Origin of the sequence: Candidatus Nitrosotenuis cloacae, assembly GCF_000955905.1 — an archaeon.
GTDB classification, from domain to species: Archaea; Thermoproteota; Nitrososphaeria; order Nitrososphaerales; family Nitrosopumilaceae; genus Nitrosotenuis; species Nitrosotenuis cloacae.
Genome location: NZ_CP011097.1, coordinates 969,508 through 992,010 on the forward strand (window position 1 = coordinate 969,508; position 22,503 = coordinate 992,010).

The following is a 22,503-nucleotide window of genomic DNA, read 5'->3' on the forward strand; positions in this document are numbered from 1 at the left end:
TTGTAATTGAATCTTTAGAATTCAACCATTCCTGACTGTAAAGCCCTAAGCTTTAGCATCAAATCTATTTTGACCTGTTTGCACGCAAGTCTTGCCTCGGACTGGGATATGCCAAACTCGGATTGTAGTTTTTTGTAGATCTTGGTCTTTTCCGTTATTCCCTCATCGAGGATATTCATAATCGAAGATTTTATTTTGGCGTGGCTTTGTTTTGCACTCATTATACTAAACGATTCCAACATTCAGTACATGACTATGTGTGTGTGCACGCAATCAAAAGCAGTGTTTGCAACAAAAAGACACACAGTACTCCAAATCAAACCAGACTCTGGTAGCCCTAAACCATTTTGAAAGATCTATACAAAATATTATAATTATTACAAGAGTTTTCTAGCTACAGATTTAAAACTGTCAGGTCCATCAATACGCTAATGCAGCTGTTTGCAAACCCACAGACATTACGCAGTGAAATTCTAAATCTGGCAGTATCGTGCGGTTTGGACAGCCCTTGTTATACCAAGATGCTAGACTATACCATCAAACTCTTTGAGAGTCAGGGTCTGGGCAAGGAGTACTATGGGTACCACAACATCACACATGAGCTAGAGGTAACCTATGTCTCGCTGATTGTGCTGAAATGGAAAAGCATTCTTAATAACATCCGAGAGGAAGACTTCAAGTATCTTTATGCAGCTGCTCTGTTTCATGATTTTGATCCTCAAAAAAGTGTAGACAAGCCACACGAGGACAATGTCATTAGATTTTTGACGCATGATCAAAACGTAAGACAACTATGCCAAGACGCAAACCTGGACATTGATGTCATCAAGGTCTTGATTTTAAGAACCACATATCCATGGATTGGCCACTACAAAGAACACGCAGAAGAACAAATCATAGAGTGCTTTGCCAATTCTCCAATCACAAAGAACAACCAAGAAACACAGGACTATTACATGCGACTGGGCTGGCTACTATCGGTAATCGATCGAGTGAGCGGATATGCATTGGGGGACTTTACAAAGGCAATGGACATGGCAAAGAAAAATGCGCATGCCCTGGCATGGCATCCATCATATATTGTCAGACGCGCTGTTGGCTATTTTGAGGATCTGCTAAATGAAGAAGCAGAAATGTGCGATACTGTTTTGCGTGCACTACCAAAAGATATGAGAAAAAACTTTATGGACACGGTAACTGGATTTTTGAATCTACGACAACAAGAGATCAAGGTTCAATCCGATTATCTGTATGAGAATCTAAGGCTTGTTCCAAAAATAGAATCAATGCGCTCAAGAATAGATGTAGAGTTCCAAGGAGCACTCTTTGAGATATTCAATGAACTGCCAACACCACTCCAGATAAACCGAGAGAGTTTTGTTAAAACAGTACAAGACCCAAAAACCATACTGAACACTCTAAGGGTTGGCAGCTCCGATGGTCCAATCATTGGTTTTGCCAAGGGCGGACCATTGGAAAGTTATTCGCTAAGAGCAGAAATTGTTGATGAACACTTTGGTAAGCATAATACCGTATTTTTGGAGCCAATCGCACTAAAGATGGGTTATTGGGGCTTGCAGGGTGGAAGCGAGATGCGACATTTGTTTACAATGCAGGCTCATTCTATGAACTATCAGTATCTGACCAGCTTTGCTCTAAGGGATGTAATACAAAGAAGAATCGAAGGAAATGAAAAGGCAGAGTTTGTAACCAAGTTCGATCCCGAGCGCTGGGACTATTACAGAATCGAATTATAGGCAAACTCTTTAGTACTGTATGTTTTTGTATTGTTTCGTGCTAAGAGTAGCTGCCATTTTTGCAGTGTGCGTTTTGTTTTCAGCCTCGCTATCCAGTGCGTTTGCCCTGGAGGGAACCCAGCGTGCAGAAATCAAAAATCCACGCCTGGCAAACTCGTTTGGTGAGACAGTATCACAAAACGTCAATACGCATCAGCAGGTCCAGATTTCAGCAGATGTGGCAAACAAGCAAACCACACCTCAGGTCTTTGTCTATATTGTACAGATTGAAGGAAGTAATGGTGTAACACACAAGCTGACCTGGATTTCAGCATCGCTAAATGCCGGCCAAACCCTATCGCCAGCAATATCTTGGACCCCAAACAGGCCGGGATCATATGTTGCAAACATGTACGTCTGGGATTCAATAAAGGATGCAAATGCACTAGCTGTTCCAATATCATACAAGATCACAGTGAGTTGATTTTACAACTAAATAGTACTGGTGCGATTCCAAACCAGTGAGTCTTACAACCCAGCAGAAAAAAATTGCGTTTGGATCATTTTTGGGATGGTCGCTGGATGGATACGATATTGTATTGATGTTGTTAGTTATTCCATCAATTTCACAGTTGTTCTTTCCATCTGAAAACCCGGCATTTAGCATCATTGCGACATTTGCATCATATACCGTAACTTTGATAATGAGGCCGTTGGGTTCCGTAATTTTTGGAATCTATGGTGACAAGTTTGGCAGAAAAAAATCAATGATTATTACAATCTTGGGATTTTCGATTGCAACATTTGCAGTCGGATTGCTTCCAACATATGCCGCAATAGGAATCTTGGCGCCAATTTTACTAATTATGGTCAGATTAATCCAGGGAATCTTTGCAGGTGGTGAGTGGGGTAGTGGCGCAGTGCTCACAATAGAGAGCGTCCAAAAACAAAAGCGCGGACTAGTGTCAGGATTTTTACAGAGTGGGTTTTCATTTGGGTTTTTGCTTGCGGCAATCGCATTTCAAATCATCACCATAACATTTCCAGGTCAGGCCTTTGAGGAATGGGGCTGGAGGATCTTGTTTTTCAGCGGAATAATTCCAGGCTTTGTGGCGCTTTTTGTGAGGTTTAGCATGGACGAATCCCCATTATGGTTGGAAAAAAACAACAAAAAAAGCCTAGAGCGATCCCCACTTAGAAAAATAATATCAGGTGAGCACAAAAAAGAGTTCTTTTTGTGCGCAGCCATAATGACCGGGCTGGTCTACATGTACCATGGCTCTATCAGCATTTTGCCGACTTATCTTCAGCAGTTTGGAGGATTTGATAAAGGAGAAATTGCACTAGTCATGATTTGCGCCACAGCATCATCCTGGCTTGGTATGATTTTTACTGGCTGGTTGTCACAAAAAATTGGTAGAAAAAAGGCAATCATCATATTTTGTATCTCATCCATCATAGTAATCATCCCACTTGCTGGAATTATCTTGCAAAAAACATACTTGTTATTTTTCTTCACAATATCATATGCTGTAATCATATCTACCGCATCAGGCCCAATTCCCGCATTTTTCTCAGAGCGATTCCCAACCACTATGAGAAACAGTGCGGCCGGATTTTCATACAATGCAGGATTGATCTTTGGATCATGGTCACCACTAATTGCATTACATTTAATGAATAGTGCACCAAGCCAAGTGATTCCAGTAATGCTTGGAATTAATGTGATGATTGGCGCAATCATTGTTATCATACCCACCATACTGAGCAAAGAGACCAAGGACTATGAGCTGACTTGATAAGCATTGCTTCCAAATGATCAGTGAAAGCAAGATCACCACTCCACTATTCTGTTAAATAATTTTTACAGCCTTCCGCTAATAGAAGAACTGCACATCTGTGATTATCATGATAGGCTATTGCGTAAAATGCAGAGCAAAACGAGAAATGGCAGGCTCAAAGCCGGTTACAATGAAGAACGGCAAGCCAGCGACAAAAGGAACATGTCCGTCATGTTCAACAGCTATATTTAGAATCGGAAAGGCATAAGCCTTTTCTATCTTTTTTCAATCAATAGTTCCATTCTGGAGTTAGCCCATTCCACAGTGATTTTAGCGGGCTAGGATCTATTCCTATTTCTTCGGTGATTCGGTTTTTGAGGGCAAAAAACATGTTTTCTAGTGCATCTGCCCCACCATCAGAGTATAGTTCATGGCCTATCTCAGTTATTCTTGATTTTTTTGCTGCAAGATCAGGCGAGGCCGGGTTTTGAAGACAAAACGTCAGCAGATCAATCATTTCCTCTTCCAGCATAAAGTCCATGGATGTTTTTTGTAAAAATTTCTATAAATAGTATTTTGAATCGATTTTATTTTGGATAGCCATACAAATATCAATGAAGCTAGACCAGATTGATTTGGCGTTTTTGCACTTGGGCATGACAAAAAACGGTTCATTCAATGAACAAGATCTGGCAGGATCAGACCTGGCATATTTGGGAGTTGGAAGAACGCTGGACAAAATAGCACATCTTAAGGAAAAAAATCTACTTAGTCTTGCTGGGGAAAGGTTCGCCCTCACTGATTCTGCCAAAAACATTTTTTGGTCAAAGGACACACCACTCCAAACAAGAATTCTAAGACTATTAGAGGTGAAATCATTTGAGGAATCGGACATTGCAAAATATTTACTAGAATCATACAATACCATATTATCCGAAGCCGAAAAGCTAAGATCACAAGGCCTGCTGATACACGTCACAATAAACAAAGACGACAAAATAATCCGAGTCTGCGAGATAACCCAAGAAGGAATTGAATGTGCCAGTCAGGACTCGCAAAGACTGCAATTAAAAAAATTACTAGATGAGATTTACACCAAATCATCAAGTATGGATAATTCCAAAGTCACTGAAATCATAGAAAAGCTAAGAAAAGTATCTACTGAGCTGGACTAGGCATTGCGCGAAGTATGGACTTTACCTTGTCCTGAATTTGTGCCAGTATGAGTTCTGCTTTTTCCTTGTTCTCAAATGACTCAACCTTGTTGTCCATGATTGCATCGATTTCATAGCTTTTATCCACCAAAACTCGCGCTACATGCTCATCCAGTGTTCCATTTCCAATCAGATAATACGCAAAGACGGTATTTTTTTGGCCGATTCGGTGAAGTCTGTCCTCTGCCTGCAGGTGGATGGCCGGACTCCAGTCCAGCTCTGCAAATATTACATATTTTGCACGAGTCAGGTTGATTCCGACGTTTCCTGCACGAAGTCCTGCAATCATCAGTTTGGTTTGGCCACCCTGGAATGCATCAATGCTATCTTGTCTTTGTTTGTCTGATTGTCCGCCAATTATAGAGGCGGGCTTGAACTCGGATAGACTCTCATGCAGTAAGGAGTGAATGGATTTGTGGTGACAAAACACAACTACACTTTCCTCGATTTCCATTATGTTTTTGACAAAGTTGATCACGTGTGGTAGTTTTGCCGCACCTGCCGCCTGCCTTTCACTTTGTATGGCTCTCTGATATGCAGATGATGCATCAAATGCGGTTTGCGCCTCTTTGCGTTCGTCTTCTAGTTTTTTCCAGATTCGCTCCAGTTCTTTGTTATAGTAGTTGATATCAGAATCGATGATTTCCTTGTAGCGGATTTTCTCTTTTAGCTCAGATAGTACATCGCTTTTTTTGCGCCTAAGCATCACATGTTTTTGAAGCATGTTTCGGAGAGATTCACGTTTGTTTTCCAATACGATTGCCTTTCCTTTTTCGTTGATATAGCAGAAATATTCGCAAAACTCCCTGAAACTGCCCAAAAGGCCAGGCCTCAAAATATCCACAATTGGCCAAATCTCCGAGCCTCGATTATAGATTGGAGTGCCGGACAATCCAACTCGATATCTTACAGATTCTAGTGCTGCGAGTTTTTTGATTGCGTGATATTTTTGGGTGGTCTTTGATCGTAGGTTTTGCACCTCATCGCATACAATGGCTCTAAGGTTTAGTTTTGCCAAGTCCTTGTAGCGTTTGAATAATAACTCGTAGTTTATGATGTAAAAATCATATTTGCCAAGGTCTTCTGATTTTCCAACCCGAATAATAGTGGATGTTGGCGGTTGGTCCTCAACTAGTCTGCCGTTTCTACTTTTTCGCATCATGAATTTTTCAATTTCTCGCTGCCAGTTCTGTAATGTAACTAGCGGTGCCACTATCAGAACGGGAAACGCGTTTTTTTCTGATGCCAAATATGATAATGATTGGACCGTATTATGGGAGATGATCCCATTTACGATGTAATTGTGTGTCTGGGGAACAGACAGATCATATACAAATCCATCGTGATTTTTGGTTGTAATTGATTTTATTTTGCACCAATTGATTGATTCTATTGCGATTTGTCGCAGCTCATCCGCAAGTAGGGTTTGGTTTGCAGATTCGAGCTTGTCAATTACAAGATATGCCAAACTCTTGCTCATTCCCTGTGTGTATTTGTATGGAGTAAAGAGATTCAAGGATCGAAGTGAGATTCCAGAATTTGCAATTTTCTGAACTATTTTTTGGGATGGAATTCCTTCAATGTTGGTATTGTGTGTCTTTTTTGCAAGCTCTTCCAGTGCATATTGTTTTCTTGGAGTCAAAAGTTTGAATTGTGTAACAAATCTCTCAATAGAGTTTCCACCAAAAGTACACACATAGTACGGTCTTTTGATATTGGTGCCATTACTTGCAGCCTTCATTGCTATTCGGATTCTAACCCACACACCAAAATGACGCAAAACGTTTCTCATGCCGTATGCTATGCTATGGCTTGCAGTGACAAACTCACAATGAGTTTTACCCACATGTCCTTCCGCATCAAACATTGCTTGGACAAATGCTTTTTGTGATTCCAGTGAAGATTCAAAGATGCATTGTGGGATGATTTTTCCAGAGGATTTGTTTCCCCAAGAATAGCCCCATTTTGTGAATAATTTGCAAAGTTTTGTAGTGTGAATTACAGATGTAGTTTTTTCTTTTTTTGCAGGCAGTAAGGATATGTCATTTTTGTGTGCCAGATCAATTACTCTTCTCAGAGTAAGATCATCAGAGTTGTAGAATCGCCCATGAGCATACTTGCCCTCAAAGTACTCGTAGCCTTCAGCAAGCTGCCAAGCCATTAGTTCTGCTAATTCAGGAGCAAGATCATTTTTTGCCACATGTATGGTTTGTGATGGAACTGCAACCTTGTCATCTAATTCTAATTCTCCTGCTTTTTTCCACCCATCCACAGTCAGAAATTGGTGACGTTTTGTGCATTCTACTATAGAGCCGTCCCAAAGTGTAAGTGTGATAATGTTTTCGTTGATCTTTTGCTGAAATATCTTGTCGACTTTTTTTGTGGTGATTTTTTTGCCATTAAATGTCTGAACCATAATAGGATGATTCAGTTTTGCCCATGATTCATTGCCATTTTTCTCAGTTATGATGGAATCATTCCATAAATCTTGGATTTGTATCTGGCCAGAGTCGGTTTGTATTATGGAATCTCCCATTACGCATTTTCCCAAACCCATTTCGTCTGCAAGCAATGCGTTTCCTGCAGATTTTAGCAAAAAGTCAAGGCCCTCTCGCTGAAAATTAAGTAGATTTCCCTTGAACTGTTTGCCGGGATTTGCCAGTTGTAATCGTTCTGTTTTCTTTGGTTTTTTTGGGACAACCTTGGCAGATGGTGGAAGTTTTTTCTGCCAGACATTTTTTGATAATATTTCGAGTGGGTATCTGTCCATAATCCATTTTATTTGGGCCACATTTTTTGGATCGTCTGGAACTATTGCCTCATACTCGCCATCCCCGTACCATGACTGGGGTATTATACGAGACACCATGGCAACTGCCCGCTCGCCTGTTACCTTCCAGCTCCATGTGCCAGAAAACTTGTCCATTACATATTCTAGAGTACCAAAATTAGTCATAGGCCTTGTCGATCCCCGTTGGGTTGTTTTTTTCCTTTATGAATCTTCAGTTAGATGATCGACGATTAAGCATGGTTTTGCAAAATAATTTGTCAATTCCACACATGATACAATTAATTTTACACAAAAAAGAATGGTTTTGATTATTATTCCAAGATTAAACCAGTCTTTGCCAAAGTTTTAATCAACTGTACACACAAGCAAGCTATTGAAGTTCACACAAAGCTCCGAGCCTGCAGTAGAAAAACCATTGATCATTGCAGCGCTCCAAGACATGGGAAATGTCGGAAACATTGTAATTGATTTTTTGAACAAATCAAAAAAAACGTCACCGTTCAGACGTGCAGAGTCAACCGAGCTATCATATGTGTTGGACAAGGGCGGCCACATTGAGATCCCAAAGGAATGCTGGGATTATAGATATAGCAAAAATCTGATAATCTTTGGAGGCGGTGCAGGACAACCAAAAACATCCGAAGAACTACACGAGCTATGCCAAGATGTCATTAATGTGGCAAAAAAATATGAGGTAAAATTCATCTATACAGTTGGCGGATTCCATACATCCAAGATAATCCAAGATGAACCAAAGGCCTACATCACCACAACTTCACAGGAATTATCAAAGCAATTAGAAAAACTCGATGTATCCATGACGCCAACCAGATCAGTCATCACTGGATTTAATGGGTTAATCCTAGGATATGCCAAGCTAAACAACATTTACGGCATCGGGTTATACGGCGAGATAAATGAGCCATCGATTCCCCAGTACCGATCCGCAAAAAGCGTCATCAAAACACTGGAAAAGCTCACATACCAGAACTTTGGCTCGACTCAGGAACTGGATGTGCTGGCAAGCGATGTTGAGAAAAAGCTTCGATCCGACTGGAAAGTGGACTACTAGTGCTTGTGCATCTCAGAATTTAGGTGGCAATCACACGTGCACAGCTCAGTTTTATGGTTGTTTTGGCAGTCAATGCATTCATAGTGCTTGTGTTTCTCACAGCTAGAACAGATCATCTTTGATGTAGGGTTGGTGTCGGTCATATTTTAGCACTGCGTCACAAATCAATTTCGCTTTTTTCCAAAATAGACGCAGTAAGGGAATAATATGTGGATGGGTTGATTTCCTTTGCAAAGCCCTTGTCTATATTTATCAGATAAATCGAGTCAAGCTTGGCATTTGCAATATCATCATGCTCAATTGGTGGATTTTTGTAAAACCCATCACAGAATGATTTTATCTTTTTTATTTCTGATTGTGGTCTTTGCGAGGGCAAATTCAGAAATACTTTGTGGATTGGAAGCATGCCAATTACCGGTGTCGCCAGTGAGAACTCGTCGCAATATTTAGAGTATCGCGCAATCTTGCTGATTATTCGGGATACGTAATAGTCGATTGTATCCAGTGCATGTTCTGGTGGCGTAAAGCCAGTCTCTATTTCTACTATTACGGTTTTGTTGTCTTTTTTCCCATATAGATCACATACCAACGAGTTGGTCAGTGGTTTTTCAACATCGACTGCAAATCCCTTTGCTACCAGGTTTGCAGCACATATTAGTTCCAAAACAGAGTGGTTGATTTTGACCAAGTTTTGCTGATATAGTTCTATTAGTCGTTGTCTGACAAAGTTTAGTTTTGGGACGTCATCTTTGTTGAGGTTTTGTGCAAGACGGTTTGTTATGGTGTAGACGTCGTCCTGAAATTTCTCTAAATCCAAAATTCACTGATTGTATGGTGTGGTAGGTTTATGAATTTGATGTAAAATTGAAAAAGAGAATTATTGTGCTTCTCTTACTGTCTTGACTTTGGCAATTGCAGTTGGTGCGCCGTTGATTGGCTCAACAATTACAGTTACACTGTCCTTTGCAGTTCTGCCAGTTCCATCGCTTACGGTGATTTCAAAGGTTAGTGTCTTTGTTTCACCGTTTGCTACTTCTGGTGCCACAAATGATGGCTTGGCAATGTCTGCTGCAGATAATTCTACAGATTCACCGCCTACTTGTCTCCAGTTGTAGGATAGCACGTTCTTTAGTGGATCCTTGCCGGAGCCAAACAGAGTCACATCAGAGTGTTCTGGTACTCGTTGGTCTTTGCCAGCATATGCAGTGATTGCCTTTGCTAGTGTGCCTTTTACCACAACATCTACTGTGTCTGGTTCGCTGTCTTCTTGTCCGTCATTTGCAATTAATTGGAATGTTAGTACTGTGTCAACCTCCACCTTTGGTGCCACAAATGAGGTCTCTAGGTCAGTTGATGTAGATAACTCAACTGTGTTGCCAGAGATTTGGTTCCACAGATAGGTGAGTGGTTCTTCATCATCATCAGATGCACTTCCTGCTAGTGATACTGTTGCACCAATGTCGACTTCTTGGTCTTCACCTGCGTCAACTACTGGTGGTGTGTTTACTGGTAATACTGTGACTTTGGCTACATCCTTGGTTGGGAAGCCATTTTCATCTGCTACACGTAGCTCAAAGACAAGAATCTTGACTTTGCCGTTTGCGACTACTGGTGCAGTAAAGGTTGGTTCTGCCTCATCTGTTGATGACAACTCTACTGCTTCTCCACCTACTTGTTTCCAAGAGAAGGTGATCTCTTCGCTGTCTGGGTCAGAGCCAGAGCCTGCTAGTGTGACTTCGGTTTGCTCATCTACTACTTGGTCAGAGCCAGCGTCTGCTGATGCTCTAACATTATCAGATACTACGGTTACCATCATAGTGTCGGTGTCTTCACCGCCATATGGATCGGTAACGGTTAATTCAAATTCTAATTCGGTCGATGCGCCACCTGAAACCTCTGGTGCCTTGAATCTTGCCTCAGGGCTTGTTGGGTGTGCAATTACTACGTCGTCACCGCCAACTTGTTTCCAGGTGTACTTTATGATGTCCCCGTCTGGGTCAGAGCCAGAGCCTGCAAGATATACAAATCTATTTGATGCAGTGTTCTTGTCTGGACCTGCGTCTGCTAGTGGATCATCATTAATTGGTCTAACTCTAACAATGACTACGTCTGTTGCTGTTCCGCCGCCATCAACGGTACATGTAAGTCTGAATGCAGTTGGAACAATAGAACCATTTGGAATCTCTGGTGCTGTGAATGTTGGGTCTGGGTCAGCGTTTGATGACAATTCTACAAATGGTCCAAGTGTTTGAACCCAAGAGTAGTTTGTCTCTCTGTCTAGTTTATCTGAACATACTCCTTCTAGTTGGACTGTCTCCCCCTCATCTACGATTTGATCAGGGCCTGCTGCAGCAGAAATTAGTGTCGGTTTGCCTGCAGTCATTTTTATAATTACTGTGTCTCTGGCCATTCCGCCAAAGCCGTCAAATACTGATAATTGGAATCTGAAAATTCCGGTACTTCTAGTTACTCCGGATGTGTCAAAGGATGGGTTTTGTGATGAGGGGTCATCCAGTTCTACTACTGGGCCATCGATTTGTGACCAATGATATGTGAGAAAGTCTCCGTCTGGGTCTGTGCCTGAACCATCTAGTGTTACTTCATCGCCTTTTTCTACAGTCTGGTCCATACCGGCATCTGCAGTTGGCGGTTGGTTTCTTGGCATGATTGTAACTTTTACTAGGTCGGTGTCGATTTCACCATAAGGATCTTCTACTGTTAATTCAAATGTTAGAATTTTGACTTTGCCATTTTCTACTTCTGGTGCTTTGAAGGTTGGCTCTGCAACGGTGTTTGATGGGGTTAGTTCTACTTCTTCTCCGCCGACTTGGGCCCAAGAGATTGTCAGGGAGTCATCATCAGGATCGATGCCTTCTCCAGTCAAGGTTACAAAGTCGCCGGATTTCGCAATGTTTTGGACGTTTTCTTTAGATGGTGTGACTGCAGCAAATGCTGGAGAAACCACCATGCTTACAACAAGTAGTGCCATCAAAACAGTGGAGTATTTTAGTTGCAACGTTTTTATCGTAAAAATTACGGCGATTAAAAGCTTTCGTTCAAATCGGGACACTTTTTGGATCAATTTTTTGTTTATAGATCATTTGTTTTGTGATCTGTCCGAAATGTGATCAGATGTCGATCTTTTGATCTGATCTTATACTTTTGGATCAGTTTTCCCAAAAACGATCAAAATTCGTCCTAGGATCATAAAACTGCTCAAAAATAACTGATCTAAAACTTGTTACAAGTTGATTTTGGAGCTTTAACAAAAATCACACAAAACCAAATCATTGAGATATAGTATAATTTCCATAGCATTGGCAGCAATTCTTGTTTTTGGCACCACCACATCCTTTGCGGCAAAGCCATGGGATTTGGTAATAAAGGCTCAATTTGAGGAAGACCAAATCGAGGCAAATCAAAAGCCGGTAATCTACGGCAGTGTAACAGACCAAGTAGGTAGGCCTGTCTCTGGGGTCGAGCTCAAGATTCGCTTTGCGGATAACTCCATAACCACCACAACAGATGAAGAGGGCAATTTCAGGCACGAGTTCGGCGAGCAGACATCACAGGGAATATTTTCTGTCAATATCTCTGCTACATTGTATGACCTCAAAGGGTTTGCCAGCACTACACTAAAGGTTGGAAAGACAGTCAGCACGTTTGATGACATTTACTATACCAAGGATTTTGATAAAGATCTCAAAAATGACCCATACAAGGCACTAAAGCAAAAACAATACCAAAAGTTCATCGAGGATCAAAACAAGCGCAAACTAAAACAAAACGAAATCGAGGCAAAAAAGATGGCACTCCAAGACAAGCGAGATACGGCAAGCCAAAAAAGAAGTGATGCAATAAACGCAACCAAGCCAGGCGCCGGTGTTTACTCGTATGATGAGCAAAACAAATACATCTCAAAGATAGACCCGCGCGCCAAGGACACAATACGAGCCCAGATGGACTATACTAGGCAAGTATACGAGGAGGCAAAATACGAGATGCAAAAGGTCCTAGAGAATGGAGGTTCGCTTGCCGATGCAAAAAAGGCCTACTTTGATAAAATAGCAAGCACCCAGAACGAGATTGGCGATGTCGGAAGTGCAAACAATACAGAGAATCACTCCAAGATAAAAAAGCACCAAGACTCTAAAATAAACAGCAAAAAGGTCAAGGGCCTAACATATAACAAAAATCTCAAATAACTATCCAAAATATCAGGTTCCACTTTGGAACTGGAAAAGCCGATCAAGTTCCGCCGTAGATATAATCGAACCTAAAGCATGGCGGGCATGATGTCCACAAGCATCAGTCTAGGCAAGGGAATAGGCAGGCACCTATCATCAATATTGGTTGATGAGGAAGGCGTCTCGCTTGAGAACATTTGGCAGACCATTACGGATTTTGGCATAAACAGAGATGATCTCAAAAAAATAGACCCCACATACAAGGAACTCTTTGAGATCTATTCGGCCATCCGGGCATACCGAATAAGCGTCAAGTACCTCAAGGACCTAAAGACCAAGATCTAGTTAGAATCAGGTGCGATATTATGGACTGGATGGACCTGAGAGAAAAATTTGTGATTTTGGGCTTTACGATGGCCATATTTTTGCCAATACGGCTATTGGCAGGGCAGTTCTTTTTGGACAACTGGTTTGGCATGCTTGGTGTTGCCTCTGCCATTTCCATATCTTTGGTGATTTTAGTAAAAAAGGAAAAACTAGGTAGGTTTGGAAGGATCTTCAAAAAACAGATGATAAAATCACTCTGGGGCAGGCCTGCAAAATTCATAATTTTAGCGCTGGTTTTATTTTCCGCATATTTCGGTGCAACCATACTACTAGTAGAGCGAGGCAACGAACTATACTTACACGACAAACAAATCATTGCAGAAAACTTTGCCAAAAAGAGTTTCGATAAAGATGTAATATCGCAATTAGTAGGTCCTCAAATCCAAGACACTCAAGGATTAGCACAAATCCAATATCTGGAATATTTTCTTGCAATATCATATGCAATGCTAAATGACACCACAGGTGGCTGGCTTGTCAACATGCATGTGATTTTGCTAATAGAACAACTTGAAGCATTGGGATTGTTGTGGTTCTACAGGCATTCATTCAAGCCCCAAATGATTGTAAAATGAGTGGTGTTTGTCTGTTATGAACAGACAAATTCAGAAAATCATATCAACAAAGAATACGTGTTGCAAGCATCATATGTAATACTAGGGCTAGCACTGTTTGGCGTATTACAATATGTACACGCTGAAAGCTACCAAGTCACCATATTACCTGGAACCTCGGAACAAAGTCTTGGCCTCAAACTATATCCAGAGATTTTACCATTCAAGGACGATGATACCATTGTTTGGAAAAACGAGGATTCTGTACCACACAAAATGACAAGCGGAATAGGTGCACATCCTGAATATTCTGGCAAGTTCTTCAAGACCAGTGAGATCTTGCCTGGAAAGACAGGCAAGACAAAGTTTGATGTCAAGGGCAATTTTGCATTTTACTATTTCTGTGAACTACACCCATGGTTGTCCGGAAAACTTGTAGTTGAAACAGCAGTGGAATCACAACCAGAAACCACAAACCCATTGACTGCAAGCAAAGACGAAGGCGTGGTTCTCATTTCAGGCCAAGAACATCACGATTTTAGAAAGACTGCATATGACATTCTGATATATCATGGCGATGAGCTGGTAAAATCAAAGAGCGGGTTATTGGATGAGACGGGTGCATTCGCAGAGACCATTCCTACAGAGATGATTGGTCCTGGAAAATATACAATCAAGGCAGTGTATGGCTTGCCAACGCAGGTAGCCATAACAAACATCGAATTAAGCTCAGAAACAACTATTCCAAAATGGATCAGAACCGACGCAAAATGGTGGGCAGATGGCACCATTACAGATTCCGAGTTTGTCAAGGCAATCGAATATTTGGCAAAAGAAAAAATAATCAAGATTCAAAAAAGTGACCCCGCAAATAGTAAGGTCATCCCAGCTTGGCTCAAGTCCAGCGCAGGTTGGTGGGCAAGTGGCCAGATAACGGATTCCGAGTTTACAAAAAGTCTGCAATACCTAAGCAATGCCGGAATAATTCAGATCTAGCCCTGTAGAAATATTCTTACGGCTTCCAGATGCGAGCAGTTTGCCTTTAATCCCTTGCCGTGGTGAAATTTATAGAAGTTCTTGTAGCCAAGGCAATCGCAGGAATCCAGCGTAACCATGTATGACTTTTCAGGATCTGATGAAGAACGGACCTGAAATAATTCGTCATCTATTTTGATCACATTACCCTCTTCGACCAGCTTTTTTGCCTTGCGAACGGTGCTTGCACTCATCATATGAAATTGATCGCAGAGATTAGAATAGATTGCGATCAGTGCATGTTTTTTGTGCAAAAAATTTACTCATAGAGCACATAAGGAATATCAACTGAGTTTTGATTTGACTATCAAGTGGAGCGAAAATTCAACCAAACACCCGGGGACACAAATGTTGCCATCCTAGGATATCTAACAAAGGTTGGAACATGGATGAATCTACGCCAAATCACTACCGGAACTCCAGGCTCTGACCTAAACCGGGAAAGGCTGAGAATGATTTTAGAGAGTTTCTCAAAAAAGGGATTTGTGGAAATTCGCGAAAGCCAAAATCCAAAGGCAAAATTTGAATACAAAATTACAGAAAAAGGCAAGAACACATTTCTAAAGTGCACCGACTTTGACCCAGACGTAAGATATGTGATGGGTTTGCGCGACTACAAGGATTAGTTTATCCACAACATGGAATAGCCTTGATCATCCTCAAAAATTAAGTCCATATCAAAGTCCAGATTCAGATTCTGCATTATGGTTGCAAGCTTGGCAGACTGTAATTCATCATCAAAGTTTTTTGATAGGCACAGTACTCTGAATAATGGCTTGCCAGACTTGGAGAGATTGTTTGCAAATTGCTCCAATGTTTGCGCATTCACATTATCAAAGAACTTGACTGTAAAATAGCCCTTTTTTGTCGATACTACAACATCCATAGTTTCACTTCCAATGGATTGGTTTTGCTTGTAGGGTAGCTTTTTTCCTTCCGGCTTTACTTTGCGCAAAATTGCCTGTAGTTCTGGAAACACCAAACTGGAATGATTTAAGATTTTGTCAGTCCTAGTTTCGCCTTCTGGAAGTGATGTCTCAAAATTTACCAAGTATGATTGTCGGATTAATTGTCCTTCGATTGACTTTAGCTCTTTTTTGTATGACTGACCACGTGATGTAATCCACAAAAACAAAAACGACAACAATCCAATTACCACGCCATTACTTGCCATCAGCCAGACTTGTGTGGTATATAGTTTCAGAACGCTGTCGGTGGAAAATATCTCATCAGTGTCTGGAACAAATGCAAGTCCGATTTGGCCTGTCTTTTCATCCTTGATTTCCTTTATTTCTCCATGCTTGTTAATCTCTTCTTGGAAATGATACTGTGATAGCGATATCACAACAGATAATGACAATAATCCGATGATAACCATGATTAGAGTTACCCTATACCAAGTTGAGAGGTTTTCAATTGCCGCGTCGAGCTTTTCTGCCAGAGACCTGTCGCCATTTTGAGACAACGCCCATTTTGGATTTTTGTGCGTATTTAATGACTTGTTACAAATTGTAACATGATACAGTTTTTGCAAAATCGCTTTTATAGCTGAGGCTAACCATATTCATGGAATCATTACAGACAGTAGTGCTGGACACAAATGTAATCATAAAAGAGATCCAAGAAGGCCGAATCCTAAAACCAATTGCAAAAAGAATGAAAAAATACAAGTCGAAGCTTGTAATGCCAGAAATCATTTTGGGCGAGGTAGGAAAAGTTACGGGTTCTGATCCAATAACTACGATGGAGCGAGTCTACCAATATTGTAAACATCCAATCATGATGGACAAGACAAATGAGATTTTATCTGAATCACAAAGAATTACCGAAAAATATTACGAATGCCACAGATCTGATAGTCTGATTTTGGCTACTGCAAAAGTAACCGGTTCTACTTTGGTCAGCTTTGATAGGGACTTACTACAGACAGCAAAGATGGAAGGCGTCCAAGCATTTTTGCCAAGAAACTACATCAGGTGGGGATGAAAAAGATGAAGGCATTGGTTTTAGAGCAAAACGAGAGAATAGTCCAATTATACAAGTCCATTTTCATGCAGCAAAAATGCGAAGCAGAGTTTGTCTCAGATTCACTATCATGCATTGACAAATTTGCCACAAAAACCAGCCAATATGATCTGGTCATATTGGAAAAGCCAACAAAAACAGACATTGACACCAATCTAGAAGATGAGATAAGAGCAGCAAGTCCTACTCAGAGAGTCTTTTTCCTATCCCCATACATGACGCCAAGAGAGGAAGAGTTTGATTCAGTCAAGGAAACACTAGATTTGATCGACAAGCCATTTGCGATGGTGAATCTTTTGTCGCAGTTGGCAGTCAAGCCAACACTTGGGAAATAAGATTTTAAGCTAATCGCTCAAGATCATACCAATGGGCCTCAAGCGCTATTTTGCCAAACGTGGCGCAATTTTGTTTGGAGTTCTCATGGTAACTTTGTTTTTGACTGTGATTCTGGTTGGCTCTAACATGGACGCAATACTCAAAAAAGGAATTGCCATTCAGGTAAGGGCAGAAATAGTAGAAAACAAGGACCTAGTGGCAGGATTTGCGGGAACGGATGAGCTAAATTCATACATTTCCAACCAAATAGAGCAGCGAACCAAGACATTGGGTCTTGATGCTCCATGGTATTCGCCTAACAGAATAGGCCTTGCAATGTACAAGATTCTGGTTTTGGACTTTGGACATTCTGCATTTTTGACAAGCGATTCTGGCTCGACTGCAGTAGGTGACATAATACTTGAAAAACTCCCAAGAACTATACTGTTATTCACAACTGCAACCATCATAATTTCCATAATCGGAATATTTGTTGGTGCAATATCTGGAAGCAGGATTGGTTCTAAAACCGACAAGGTCACATCCGCATTTGCCATAATCAGCAGTAGTTTTCCGGTTTGGTGGATTGGTCTTATTATGATTTTCACATTTGCGTTCTCGTATAGTATTTTTCCGGCAAGGGCAACACCGCCAATACCGCCAAGTGATCCAGGCTATGCTGTTGCTTTACTATACCACATGACCCTACCAATCATCACAATCGTCTTGATTGGATTTGGAACATGGGCGTATTTGGTGAGAAACTTTATGGCCGGAATAATGCAAGAAGACTTCATCTTTGTCAAAAAGACAATAGGCCTAAAGCGCAGAAAGATAATCTTTGGAAGCGCACTAAAAAATGCCGCACCACCAATTGTTACCATACTAGCACTGAGTCTTTCAGGCTCACTTGGAGGAGCGATAATCACAGAGGCAGTCTTTGATTGGCCTGGAATGGGAAGACTGTACTTTGAGGCAATCACACTAATGGATTTACCAGTCATAATTGGCGCCACCTATGTTCTGACGGTGTTCTTTTTGGTGAGCATCTTTGTCTCGGATTTACTGTATGGGTACTTGGATCCTAGGATCAGAACAACATGACGGATTATTCTGAGATCAAGTCTAGTTTCACAAAAAGCAGAATAGGTCTTGCAGGCATTGCCATGCTAGTAATACTGGTTGGGCTGTCTGTATTTACTGCCACTGCCATACCTGTAGAGACCTACAAGCAATGGAACAATCCGGCTAGCTGGACTGAGCTGCCAAAGTCTGCGCTGCCAATCTGGGTCAACTGGTTCTCTGAGAAAAAAATACCAGAGCACAAAATACTGGATGTTTCACAGTCCACACTCAAAAAGAGCAGCTCCGAGAACATCATCACACAGAGATTTACCGATGATTATTCCTATGACTATTTCCCAAACGAGTTTCTGCTCCAGTTTGATGCCCAGTATTCCGGCTCACCGGTGCTAAAAATCACAGCAATCAGGCCAGACCAGACAACATTGGAATTATTATCTACAGCATTACCTCACTCATCTCAGACATCAGATTATACTGACAAGATTTTTTCAACCAATGAATCCATTAGAAAAAATCTCAGGCTGGAATCACAAAAATTCTCATACCCAATACAGTCCTTGACTGCAAAGGAGATAATTTTTGCAAAAACCACTCAACATGAACTGCTAAAGGGAAAATACGAGTTTGTAATTACTCTATCTGGAAAAAACATCGAGTCATTTGACTCCAAGATGATCCTCGGTGGAAAGGCATTTGGTGCGATTGGAACCGATGAGTTGAGGCGAGACTTGGCAATTGGACTGCTCTGGGGAACACCGGTTGCACTATTCATCGGTGTGGTGGTGGCATTTGGCTCAGTCATATCTGGATTGGTCTTTGGTGTTTATGCTGGCTACAAGGGTGGGAAAACGGACGAGTCCATGATGCGACTAAATGATGTAATCTATGCACTACCGGCATTGCCGTTTTTGATCATTCTTTCTGTCACTACATCAAATAGCATATTTTTGCTAATCGGGTTTTTGATGTTGTTTGGTTGGGTTGGGATTGCCAAGGTCTCAAGAAGCATGTCGCTGCAGATCAAGACTCGCCAGTTTGTTGATGCGGCAAAGACGATGGGCCAAAAGGACTCCAAGATTATTTTCCGCCATATCATTCCACAGATAATGCCATATGCCCTTGCAAGCATCGCAATTTCGGTTCCCGCCGCAATAACTACAGAGGCGGGCCTTAGCTTTTTGGGCCTAGGTGATCCGACATATCCAACGTGGGGCCAAATCCTTCATGATGCCAAATCCCACGGGGCGGCTGCTCGAGGATTGTGGTGGTGGATAATACCGCCAGGGGTGATGGTTGCAATAACTGGTCTTGCCTTTGTCTTTATTGGTAATTCCTTGGAATCCATAGTGAATCCAAAGCTAAGACGTTAGTTTTCTAGCTTGAAATCTCGGATTATTTTGAGGGCCTGATCGTTTAGCTTTATGGTGTAGGCCGCAGCGTTTGGGTCGGTAAGCTGGGCTAGAATCTCTGCAAACTTGGACTTGTCCTTTCCTCGCTCATACATACCACCAGTTTCTTTGATACATAGTGGGAATTTTTTGAGGTTCAATCCATTCTGCAAAAGATGTGCAATGAATTTTTTATAGTGCTCGGTTTCGTACCAGTCTATCTTTTTTTCATCGCATGCGGCAATCCAAGTGTCAATCGAATTCTGGTAAATTGCCTTTGTCCTCAGATCTTCAAGTGACATGTAACTAGAAATCAGCGCGTTTCATCTTGGAGCCACATCTAGGACAGGTTGCTCCCTTGAATTTGTGATTGCATGTGAGGCATACATACTTGACTCCTCCCCCACCTTCAGAATTAAAGCCAAAGAATCCACCTCCAGACGACTCGCCTCCATAGCCACGCATCTTGCTCATTTGACTTCGTCTAATCCAAATTGGCAATAAGATGAACACTGCCAGTGCCACTGCCAATCCCGTAAATGGTGGGAACCCTAGATATTGGAATAAGATTTGAATACCGATGCTAAATGCAAGGGATGCAAATAGGTAAATCAGATATTTTCTATAACCTGGATACAACACAATCATTGCCTTAAAAAAGGATTTAAAGTTTTGTCAGTTTTTCTGCGCATCATCTGACTCGAATGTTATTGGGATTGAGTTTGCATTGGAATCCCACGCAAAGATATCGTCTGTGCTATCATATGGAGATTGGATGATTATTGAGACCAGACCAAAAAAGTTGTGCAAATCTGTAACCGATGGCTCTGCAGAACCGCTTGGGTGAGAATGTGCAGTTCCAACATATGACAGATCCAGCGGCAAAAATGATTGCGGAAATCCTGCAAATGTTTGATCACTATACGAAAACGGCGGAATTGTCAGGCCGTCAATGGTGATTATTCCTTTCTTTGATTTTCCCTTTAGTATTAGGATTCCTTCGGAGGGATGCTTCATCTTACAAAATGACAAGATGCCGTTCCAGACGTCTTTTTTTAGTATTACTTTGCGCTCTAGCTTTTGTACCATGATCAATCCAGGACGATTTGGTATTTTGTACCTAGTCTTTCCAAGGCAGATTCCAGATCAGAGACAAGTTTTTGTTTTTGTAGTGTTTTCTGTGCAAACTCAGACTTGAGGGCCTTTATTTTGGATTCCGAGTCTTCCGCATCAGATTTGGATTTTGCCTGTTGTTTTCCTAGGGATTCGAGTTTCTTATAATCAAATTTGGTGATTTGTTGCTCCAGATCCTGAATTTGGGTTTTGATGTTGTTTTTCTTTGAGATCATTGTATCCAGCGAAGATATGATTGATGTGATATTATCTACTGACTTGTCCGTCTCCTTGACAGACACGGTGCCAGATACAATTCCTTTCATACATGATTCAAGGATTGTTACTATCGAGTCTCGGCTCTCTGACATTATGACTGCGGATGGCCTCTCAACTAGTCTTTCCAGGATTGATTTTAGTGATTTGTCCAAGGATGTGACATAGACGTATTTACCAAGTGGGCGAGACACCTTGGAGAACTCGTCGTCAATTTCTTTGTCTAGTTTTTCCTCTTGTGATTTTACTTGCTTAATTTTGTCTTGGAGTTGTAAAAAGCCGGCATGCTCAGGCGAGGCTCGAATCTCAGCTAGATGTTTTTGTGTTGCCTGATGTGAGGATTCTGCTGTATCTTTTGACTCATGTAGTTTTGCAATGTGGTGATCAATTTCTTTGAGTTCTTGTGAGGACTCGGTTATTTTCTTGACCGTTTCTTTGATCATATCAGATGATGACTCCAGTGACGAATAATCTGAGAGCATTTTTCTTATTATGACATTGTTTTTTGTCACAAGCTCCAGATGATCCTTGAGGTCTTGGGCGTATTTTTTTGCAAACACGTGAATGATTCTGCTATGTTTGCCCAAAACATCGCCGATTTTTTTTAATGTGTGTGATGCAGCATCTGCTGTTTTTAGTACATCGTCATAATTAGATACGGAAGGTAGAGATTTTTTTGATTCTTTTGATATTACGTCGATTACCTCGGTTTTGCTTCTGACCACCAAAACTCTCAGGATTTTTTCAATGTCATCCACCTTGAGGTCGTCGTTTTTTAGGTGATCAATTATTTTGTATATGGAGTTCAGTTCTTCTTGCATCTCGGAAAATAACGGCTTGGACTGGGTGACGATTTTTTTTCTTTTTTCTTCCTTTAGTGATGACAAGACAGATTCAATCTGGTCTAGGTCAAGCGTGTTTTTTGTCTGTGATATTGAGTCTTGTTCCTCTTGCTTTTTTTTGCCCCACCCAAAAACCATCTCTGGCATAATACCAGAATAAGCAAATGTATATCTGTCGAATCTTCTAAAATTTAAAAACCACATGCCATACCGTCCAGTAAATGAGCAAAACTGTTCTTAGCCACAACAAAAATGGCAGTTTTTCCGGAATGGTCAGCCAATCCATTACAATTAACGTGTCTGTGTCCACACTCTGGAAAGAAGTAGGCAATTTTGGTGGGCTTTCAGACTGGGTGTTGGATGTGAAAAAGACCGAGTTTCTATCCAAGATAAAAAACGATGTCGGGGCTGCAAGAAAGATAATGTTTTCAGACGGGAGCACAGTCATTGAATATGCAGTGGGTTGGAAGGAAAAGGAATACCTATCATATATCGCCACAAGCGGACTACCATTGGATGGATATCATGCAACACTATCCATCACACCAAAAGGGAAATCATGCAATCTTGGATGGTCATCATTTCTTATCAGTCAAGACTCGGACAAAAAGAAATTTGAAGAGTTTTTGACCTTTATGGAGTCATTTTATTCAAAATCTCTAGAGACCCTAAAAGAAAATCTGGAAAAAGCAACATAAGTC

At 41.2% G+C, this 22,503-nt stretch carries 27 protein-coding genes; 16 read left to right on the forward strand and 11 right to left on the reverse strand.

Annotated features, from left to right (window positions below; all coding sequences use genetic code 11):
- Positions 1 to 14: 14 nt before the first annotated feature.
- Positions 15 to 221 (reverse strand): hypothetical protein, encoded by a 207-nt coding sequence (locus SU86_RS09620; RefSeq protein WP_148550808.1) that lies wholly within the window; start codon positions 219 to 221, stop codon positions 15 to 17.
- 210 nt (positions 222 to 431) lie between these two features.
- On the opposite strand from SU86_RS09620, the gene SU86_RS05550 reads away from it, so the two are divergent.
- The 4 genes from SU86_RS05550 to SU86_RS09770 all read left to right on the forward strand — a co-directional run bounded on the left by SU86_RS05550 (position 432) and on the right by SU86_RS09770 (position 3,785).
- On the forward strand, positions 432 to 1,757 hold the full coding sequence (locus SU86_RS05550) for an HD domain-containing protein (protein WP_048188068.1): 1,326 nt from the start codon (positions 432 to 434) through the stop codon (positions 1,755 to 1,757).
- Positions 1,758 to 1,794: 37 nt separating this feature from the next.
- Complete coding sequence (locus tag SU86_RS05555) at positions 1,795 to 2,220, forward strand: hypothetical protein (RefSeq protein WP_052755542.1); 426 nt, start codon at positions 1,795 to 1,797, stop codon at positions 2,218 to 2,220.
- 37 nt (positions 2,221 to 2,257) lie between these two features.
- Positions 2,258 to 3,535, forward strand: coding sequence for an MFS transporter (locus SU86_RS05560; protein WP_048188070.1), 1,278 nt, complete (start codon positions 2,258 to 2,260; stop codon positions 3,533 to 3,535).
- Between the two features lie 106 nt (positions 3,536 to 3,641).
- Positions 3,642 to 3,785, forward strand: coding sequence for a DUF5679 domain-containing protein (locus tag SU86_RS09770; RefSeq protein ID WP_048189257.1), 144 nt, complete (start codon positions 3,642 to 3,644; stop codon positions 3,783 to 3,785).
- Between the two features lie 21 nt (positions 3,786 to 3,806).
- Here SU86_RS09770 and SU86_RS05570 read toward each other — a convergent pair whose 3' ends face one another.
- Positions 3,807 to 4,058 carry a hypothetical protein gene (locus SU86_RS05570; protein WP_048188072.1) on the reverse strand — a complete coding sequence of 84 codons (252 nt, stop codon included), beginning with the start codon at positions 4,056 to 4,058 and terminating at the stop codon, positions 3,807 to 3,809.
- Positions 4,059 to 4,131: 73 nt separating this feature from the next.
- Here SU86_RS05570 and SU86_RS05575 point away from each other — a divergent pair, with 73 nt between their 5' ends.
- Positions 4,132 to 4,692, forward strand: coding sequence for a hypothetical protein (locus SU86_RS05575; protein WP_052755544.1), 561 nt, complete (start codon positions 4,132 to 4,134; stop codon positions 4,690 to 4,692).
- Here SU86_RS05575 and SU86_RS09495 read toward each other — a convergent pair.
- Positions 4,676 to 7,687, reverse strand: a complete 3,012-nt coding sequence (locus tag SU86_RS09495) for an SNF2-related protein (RefSeq protein WP_082096161.1) — start codon at positions 7,685 to 7,687, stop codon at positions 4,676 to 4,678. The two genes, SU86_RS05575 and SU86_RS09495, sit on opposite strands and share 17 nt — an antisense overlap.
- Positions 7,688 to 7,895: 208 nt before the next feature.
- On the opposite strand from SU86_RS09495, the gene SU86_RS05585 reads away from it, so the two are divergent.
- A complete protein-coding gene (locus tag SU86_RS05585; RefSeq protein WP_048188074.1) occupies positions 7,896 to 8,594 on the forward strand; it encodes a PAC2 family protein in 699 nt (232 codons plus the stop codon).
- 157 nt (positions 8,595 to 8,751) lie between these two features.
- Here SU86_RS05585 and SU86_RS05590 read toward each other — a convergent pair whose 3' ends face one another.
- Both SU86_RS05590 and SU86_RS05595 read right to left on the reverse strand, forming a co-directional pair.
- The gene (locus SU86_RS05590) at positions 8,752 to 9,411 is read right to left on the reverse strand and encodes a hypothetical protein (protein ID WP_048188075.1); all 660 of its coding nucleotides are present in this window, start codon (positions 9,409 to 9,411) and stop codon (positions 8,752 to 8,754) included.
- Positions 9,412 to 9,471: 60 nt separating this feature from the next.
- On the reverse strand, positions 9,472 to 11,610 hold the full coding sequence (locus SU86_RS05595; RefSeq protein ID WP_052755547.1) for a PKD domain-containing protein: 2,139 nt from the start codon (positions 11,608 to 11,610) through the stop codon (positions 9,472 to 9,474).
- Between the two features lie 301 nt (positions 11,611 to 11,911).
- On the opposite strand from SU86_RS05595, the gene SU86_RS05600 reads away from it, so the two are divergent.
- The 4 genes from SU86_RS05600 (at position 11,912) to SU86_RS09380 (ending at position 14,718) form a co-directional block, all read left to right on the forward strand.
- Positions 11,912 to 12,799, forward strand: coding sequence for a carboxypeptidase-like regulatory domain-containing protein (locus SU86_RS05600; protein ID WP_148550810.1), 888 nt, complete (start codon positions 11,912 to 11,914; stop codon positions 12,797 to 12,799).
- Positions 12,800 to 12,889: 90 nt separating this feature from the next.
- Positions 12,890 to 13,126 (forward strand): hypothetical protein, encoded by a 237-nt coding sequence (locus SU86_RS05605; protein WP_148550812.1) that lies wholly within the window; start codon positions 12,890 to 12,892, stop codon positions 13,124 to 13,126.
- 20 nt (positions 13,127 to 13,146) lie between these two features.
- Entirely contained in the window at positions 13,147 to 13,743 is a 597-nt protein-coding gene (locus SU86_RS05610; RefSeq protein ID WP_048188079.1) for a hypothetical protein, read from the forward strand.
- A gap of 60 nt (positions 13,744 to 13,803) precedes the next feature.
- Positions 13,804 to 14,718, forward strand: coding sequence for a cupredoxin domain-containing protein (locus SU86_RS09380; RefSeq protein ID WP_148550814.1), 915 nt, complete (start codon positions 13,804 to 13,806; stop codon positions 14,716 to 14,718).
- Here the strand turns inward: SU86_RS09380 and SU86_RS05625 are convergent.
- Positions 14,715 to 14,951, reverse strand: coding sequence for a hypothetical protein (locus SU86_RS05625; RefSeq protein ID WP_048189267.1), 237 nt, complete (start codon positions 14,949 to 14,951; stop codon positions 14,715 to 14,717). The genes SU86_RS09380 and SU86_RS05625 overlap by 4 nt on opposite strands.
- Positions 14,952 to 15,068: 117 nt before the next feature.
- Between SU86_RS05625 and SU86_RS05630 the strand changes: the two genes are divergently transcribed.
- A complete protein-coding gene (locus SU86_RS05630; protein ID WP_048188081.1) occupies positions 15,069 to 15,383 on the forward strand; it encodes a hypothetical protein in 315 nt (104 codons plus the stop codon).
- On the opposite strand, the gene SU86_RS05635 is transcribed toward SU86_RS05630, so the two are convergent.
- Positions 15,380 to 16,222 carry a hypothetical protein gene (locus SU86_RS05635; RefSeq protein ID WP_148550816.1) on the reverse strand — a complete coding sequence of 281 codons (843 nt, stop codon included), beginning with the start codon at positions 16,220 to 16,222 and terminating at the stop codon, positions 15,380 to 15,382. The two genes, SU86_RS05630 and SU86_RS05635, sit on opposite strands and share 4 nt — an antisense overlap.
- Positions 16,223 to 16,323: 101 nt before the next feature.
- Between SU86_RS05635 and SU86_RS05640 the strand changes: the two genes are divergently transcribed.
- The 4 genes from SU86_RS05640 to SU86_RS05655 are packed head-to-tail and all read left to right on the forward strand — an operon-like array spanning position 16,324 to position 19,553.
- Positions 16,324 to 16,743 carry a type II toxin-antitoxin system VapC family toxin gene (locus tag SU86_RS05640; protein WP_048188085.1) on the forward strand — a complete coding sequence of 140 codons (420 nt, stop codon included), beginning with the start codon at positions 16,324 to 16,326 and terminating at the stop codon, positions 16,741 to 16,743.
- Positions 16,740 to 17,117: a response regulator transcription factor gene (locus tag SU86_RS05645; protein WP_048188087.1), complete on the forward strand. Its 378-nt coding sequence runs from the start codon at positions 16,740 to 16,742 to the stop codon at positions 17,115 to 17,117. The genes SU86_RS05640 and SU86_RS05645 overlap by 4 nt, the downstream gene beginning before the upstream one ends.
- Positions 17,118 to 17,148: 31 nt before the next feature.
- The gene (locus tag SU86_RS05650; protein ID WP_048188089.1) at positions 17,149 to 18,201 is read left to right on the forward strand and encodes an ABC transporter permease; all 1,053 of its coding nucleotides are present in this window, start codon (positions 17,149 to 17,151) and stop codon (positions 18,199 to 18,201) included.
- A complete protein-coding gene (locus SU86_RS05655; protein WP_048188091.1) occupies positions 18,198 to 19,553 on the forward strand; it encodes an ABC transporter permease in 1,356 nt (451 codons plus the stop codon). The genes SU86_RS05650 and SU86_RS05655 overlap by 4 nt, the downstream gene beginning before the upstream one ends.
- Here the strand turns inward: SU86_RS05655 and SU86_RS05660 are convergent.
- The 4 genes from SU86_RS05660 to SU86_RS05675 are packed head-to-tail and all read right to left on the reverse strand — an operon-like array spanning position 19,550 to position 21,949.
- Complete coding sequence (locus SU86_RS05660) at positions 19,550 to 19,873, reverse strand: hypothetical protein (RefSeq protein WP_048188092.1); 324 nt, start codon at positions 19,871 to 19,873, stop codon at positions 19,550 to 19,552. The two genes, SU86_RS05655 and SU86_RS05660, sit on opposite strands and share 4 nt — an antisense overlap.
- A gap of 4 nt (positions 19,874 to 19,877) precedes the next feature.
- Positions 19,878 to 20,210 carry a hypothetical protein gene (locus SU86_RS05665; RefSeq protein ID WP_048189269.1) on the reverse strand — a complete coding sequence of 111 codons (333 nt, stop codon included), beginning with the start codon at positions 20,208 to 20,210 and terminating at the stop codon, positions 19,878 to 19,880.
- A gap of 36 nt (positions 20,211 to 20,246) precedes the next feature.
- A complete protein-coding gene (locus SU86_RS05670) occupies positions 20,247 to 20,660 on the reverse strand; it encodes a Mov34/MPN/PAD-1 family protein (protein WP_048189271.1) in 414 nt (137 codons plus the stop codon).
- A 2-nt stretch (positions 20,661 to 20,662) separates the two neighbouring features.
- On the reverse strand, positions 20,663 to 21,949 hold the full coding sequence (locus SU86_RS05675) for a coiled-coil domain-containing protein (protein WP_048188094.1): 1,287 nt from the start codon (positions 21,947 to 21,949) through the stop codon (positions 20,663 to 20,665).
- 74 nt (positions 21,950 to 22,023) lie between these two features.
- Here SU86_RS05675 and SU86_RS05680 point away from each other — a divergent pair, with 74 nt between their 5' ends.
- Positions 22,024 to 22,500, forward strand: coding sequence for an SRPBCC family protein (locus tag SU86_RS05680; RefSeq protein WP_048188095.1), 477 nt, complete (start codon positions 22,024 to 22,026; stop codon positions 22,498 to 22,500).
- Positions 22,501 to 22,503: the final 3 nt, after the last annotated feature.

Bases quoted from the DNA above. Each gene is read 5' to 3' on its own strand.
- SU86_RS05625 (WP_048189267.1), bottom strand. From the start codon at position 14,951: ATGAGTGCAAGCACCGTTCGCAAGGCAAAAAAGCTGGTCGAAGAGGGT.
- SU86_RS09620 (WP_148550808.1), bottom strand. From the start codon at position 221: ATGAGTGCAAAACAAAGCCACGCCAAAATAAAATCTTCGATTATGAAT.
- SU86_RS09495 (WP_082096161.1), bottom strand. From the start codon at position 7,687: ATGACTAATTTTGGTACTCTAGAATATGTAATGGACAAGTTTTCTGGC.
- SU86_RS05650 (WP_048188089.1), top strand. From the start codon at position 17,149: ATGGGCCTCAAGCGCTATTTTGCCAAACGTGGCGCAATTTTGTTTGGA.
- SU86_RS05640 (WP_048188085.1), top strand. From the start codon at position 16,324: ATGGAATCATTACAGACAGTAGTGCTGGACACAAATGTAATCATAAAA.
- SU86_RS05575 (WP_052755544.1), top strand. From the start codon at position 4,132: ATGAAGCTAGACCAGATTGATTTGGCGTTTTTGCACTTGGGCATGACA.
- SU86_RS05645 (WP_048188087.1), top strand. From the start codon at position 16,740: ATGAAAAAGATGAAGGCATTGGTTTTAGAGCAAAACGAGAGAATAGTC.
- SU86_RS05680 (WP_048188095.1), top strand. From the start codon at position 22,024: ATGAGCAAAACTGTTCTTAGCCACAACAAAAATGGCAGTTTTTCCGGA.
- SU86_RS05660 (WP_048188092.1), bottom strand. From the start codon at position 19,873: ATGTCACTTGAAGATCTGAGGACAAAGGCAATTTACCAGAATTCGATT.
- SU86_RS05610 (WP_048188079.1), top strand. From the start codon at position 13,147: ATGGACTGGATGGACCTGAGAGAAAAATTTGTGATTTTGGGCTTTACG.
- SU86_RS05550 (WP_048188068.1), top strand. From the start codon at position 432: ATGCAGCTGTTTGCAAACCCACAGACATTACGCAGTGAAATTCTAAAT.
- SU86_RS05655 (WP_048188091.1), top strand. From the start codon at position 18,198: ATGACGGATTATTCTGAGATCAAGTCTAGTTTCACAAAAAGCAGAATA.
- SU86_RS05670 (WP_048189271.1), bottom strand. From the start codon at position 20,660: ATGGTACAAAAGCTAGAGCGCAAAGTAATACTAAAAAAAGACGTCTGG.
- SU86_RS05675 (WP_048188094.1), bottom strand. From the start codon at position 21,949: ATGCCAGAGATGGTTTTTGGGTGGGGCAAAAAAAAGCAAGAGGAACAA.
- SU86_RS05570 (WP_048188072.1), bottom strand. From the start codon at position 4,058: ATGGACTTTATGCTGGAAGAGGAAATGATTGATCTGCTGACGTTTTGT.
- SU86_RS05605 (WP_148550812.1), top strand. From the start codon at position 12,890: ATGTCCACAAGCATCAGTCTAGGCAAGGGAATAGGCAGGCACCTATCA.